The organism is Undibacterium sp. GrIS 1.8 (genome assembly GCF_040544445.1).
GTDB lineage: Bacteria > Pseudomonadota > Gammaproteobacteria > Burkholderiales > Burkholderiaceae_D > Undibacterium.
Window position 1 is genome coordinate 1 of the sequence record NZ_JBEONQ010000108.1, and the last position, 3622, is coordinate 3622.

Consider the following 3622-nt stretch of genomic DNA (forward strand, 5'->3'; position numbering starts at 1 on the left):
AAGTTCTCATTAAAAGCGCCGATCGCTGGCCTGGTTGCAGACAAACAAATCAATCCCGGTATGGAGGTGCGTCCTGATGCACCAAATTCATTATTCGTGATTAGTGATTTAAGCAAACTGTGGGTCTTGATTGATGTACCTGAACGTTACATCGCCAGCATTCATCCAGGCCAAAAAATGGCAATGTCATTTGATGCCTATCCAGATCAATTATTCGATGCCAAAGTAGATCGGGTCGGTTTAGCGCTGGACCCGAACACCAGACGCATACAAGTGCGCGGCGTTTTAACTAATCCCGATCAAAAACTACGTCCTGAGATGTTCGCCCGAATTTCTTTCCTCAGTGACAGCGACAAAAAAGCCATCAAGGTACCTAATACAAGCCTGATCGCGGAGGGGCTTTATAGCTATGTCTTTGTTGAGAAAAAAGAAGGTGAATTCCAAAAACAGCGTGTCAACATTGTTCGTCGTAGCCAGAACAATAGCTATGTCGATAGCGGCTTAAATGCTGGTCAACGGATAGTCACTGAAGGCAGCTTGTTACTCAATGCTGAGGTGGCTTCTCATGCTCAATAAGTTTGTTGATTTTGTTCTGACTCAGCGCGTATTTGTATTAGTACTGACAGTAGCGCTAGTTGTATTTGGCTATCGCGCACTAGGCAACTTACCGATTGAAGCCTTCCCCGATGTGCAGGATGTACAGGTACAAATTGTCACTCAATTCCCGGGACAAGCGGCGGAGGAAGTTGAGCGAGCCATCACCTTACCGATAGAGCGCGAGATGAGTGGTGTTCCAGGCCAGACTCAAGTGCGCTCGGTATCTATTACCGGTCTGTCGGTTGTTACCATTACCTTTAATGACGGTACGGACGACTACTTTGCGCGCCAGCAAGTACTGGAAAAATTACAAGGCGTCACACTGCCGAATGGCATTCAGTCCAGCATTGCACCGTTAACGACTTCGGTTGGTGAAATCTATCGTTATGTGATTGACGCACCGACAGGCATGTCAGAAAACGACATCCGCACTTTACAAGATTGGGTCGTCAGGCCTGAATTGAGAATCGTCTCAGGTGTTGCAGATGTCGTCAGTTTTGGTGGCACGGTAAAAGAATACCAAGTCCAAGTAGATCCTAATGCCTTACGACGTTATGGCATCACCCTAGATCAAGTCAATCAAGCACTGGCAAATAATAATGTTAACGTTGGTGGCGGCGCTGTTCGCCGTGGTGACGAAACGTTGATCGTCCGCGGAGTCGGCTTATTCAACAATAAAGAAGATATTGGTCGCGTCATTGTCAATGCAAAAAACGGCAAGACAGTATTACTCTCGGATGTAGCCGATGTAGAAATTGGTAGCCGCCCGCGCTCTGGCAATATCTCTTATAACCAAGGTGACAGCTATGTTCTTGGCATCGTACAAATGGTCAAAGGCGGTAACGCGGCCAAGATCATTACTGAGCTGAAGAAAAAAATTGAAGTCGTCAATACCAAGTTGCCAAAAGGTGTACGTCTGCATCAGATCTATGATCGTACCGAGTTACTCAACCATACGGTCAAAACAGTATTTGAAAACTTAGTCGTCGGTGCGGTATTAGTGATGACGATATTGATCCTGTTTTTACGCAATTGGCGCGCTGCGTTAATCGTGGTAACGGTGATACCGCTATCCCTACTATGCGCATTTATCATGCTCGATCTAAAAGGCATTCCTGCCAACCTAATTTCTTTGGGGGCAGTAGACTTTGGGATCATCATCGATAGCGCGGTCGTGCTAGTCGAAGCATTAATGGTGCGGCTAGCCTTGAAACACCATGATTTAGAACATCAGAGTAATCTCTTCCTCTGGCGCAAACAGGTGCTGAAACAAACCGTGGTTGAAATGGGGCACCCTATTCTGTTTGCCAAAGCCATCATCATTCTGGCGTTTATTCCAATTTTTACTTTCCAGCGGGTTGAGGGAAAAATCTTCTCACCTGTCGCCTTAACGTTAAGCTTTGCAATGTTGGGTGCCTTGATTTTGACCATGACCCTGATCCCGACCTTACTGGCGCTGACGATGAAGCGTCATAGTCTGGCAGAAAAGCATAGCAACTGGATGCAAGCCATACAGGACTGGTACCGAAAGCTACTCTATAAAGCTGACGGACAAAAACGCACAGTCATGATCGTGTCTTGCATCGTACTTGCGATTACTTTGTTACTGGCGCCCCGGCTTGGTAGTGAATTTTTGCCTAAGCTGGATGAAGGAAATATCTGGTTGACCGTCAGCTTGCCGCCCTCCACTGCACTAGAGAAAACGCGTGAAGTAGAGCGTCAGGTCAGAGCTATTTTGCTGAGTTATCCCGAAGTCAGCACCGTGGTATCCCAAGTCGGCCGCCCAGATGATGGCACTGATCCGAAAGGTCCTAACAGTATGGAAATACTGGTTGATCTAAAACCACACGATCAATGGAAATTCGCCGATAAAGAAAGTCTGATCGAAAGCATGACCGCCAAGATCGGGACACTACCAGGCGTACCGACTAATTTTTCCCAAGTGATACAAGATAATGTGGAAGAAGCTCTATCGGGCGTCAAAGGTGAAATCGCGGTCAAAATTTTTGGTCCAGACTTGGATATCCTGACTCAAAAGAGTGAACAGATTTCTGGAATACTCAAAGGCATTCGAGGCGCAAGTGATGTGGACGCAATCAAAAGCGGTGGTCAAACACAACTCAATATTGTGATTGACAGAGAAAAAATTGCACGTCTGGGTATCAACGTATCGGATGTAAATAATACGATACAGACCGCCTTAGCGGACACACCCGTCAGCACGTTTTATGAAGACGACAAACGCTTTGACATCACCATCCGATTAAAAGCTGCCTACAGAGAATCGATAGATGGCATTGGCAGTCTGCAAATCAACTTACCTAACGGTGCAGGCACGATTGATCTGGCTGATCTGGCGCGCATTGAGGTGCGCCAGGGAGCGGCACGTATCAGCCGCGAAGCTGGTGGCCGCAATGCCTCGGTCAAAGCGAATTTATTAGGACGAGATCAAGGCAGTTTTGTGGCAGAAGCGCAGCAAAAAGTTGCTGAACAAGTGAATTTACCGTCCGGTTATTACATCGTCTGGGGTGGTCAGTTTGAGAATCAGCAACGTGCAGTCAAGCGTTTAGAAATCATTGTACCAATAACGATTTTCCTGATCTTTGCATTACTGTTCTGGGCCTTTCGCTCCATCCGTATGGCAATGCTTATCTTGATGATGGTACCTTTTACGATGATAGGCGGAATCGCTGGTTTAGCACTGGCGGGCTTGCACTTCTCTGTTTCTGCTGCAGTAGGATTCATCGCGGTAGCGGGCATCTCTGTGCAGAACGGAGTGATCATGCTGGAGCAAATATTAGAATTTGAGAAAATCAGCCGTGCTGATTTTTCTAGCGCAATTGAAGGCGCAGTCAGCAGGCTCAGACCGATATTGATGACTGCGTTGATGGCAGGTTTAGGTTTATTGCCAGCCGCGTTATCGCACGGAATCGGCTCAGAAACCCAACGTCCGTTTGCAGTAGTGATTGTTGGCGGCATTGTCTCAGCAACTTTTTTTACCCTGCTGTTACTGCCGTTGAGCTAC

At 47.0% G+C, this 3622-nt stretch carries 2 protein-coding genes; both read left to right on the top strand.

The features are described from left to right. A partial coding sequence (locus tag AAKU64_RS22230) for an efflux RND transporter periplasmic adaptor subunit (protein ID WP_354363064.1) occupies positions 1-576 on the top strand: 576 nt, incomplete at its 5' end. After that, positions 566-3622 (top strand): efflux RND transporter permease subunit (locus AAKU64_RS22235; protein ID WP_354363066.1); only part of this gene is annotated, 3057 nt, incomplete at its 3' end. The genes AAKU64_RS22230 and AAKU64_RS22235, both read left to right, overlap by 11 nt.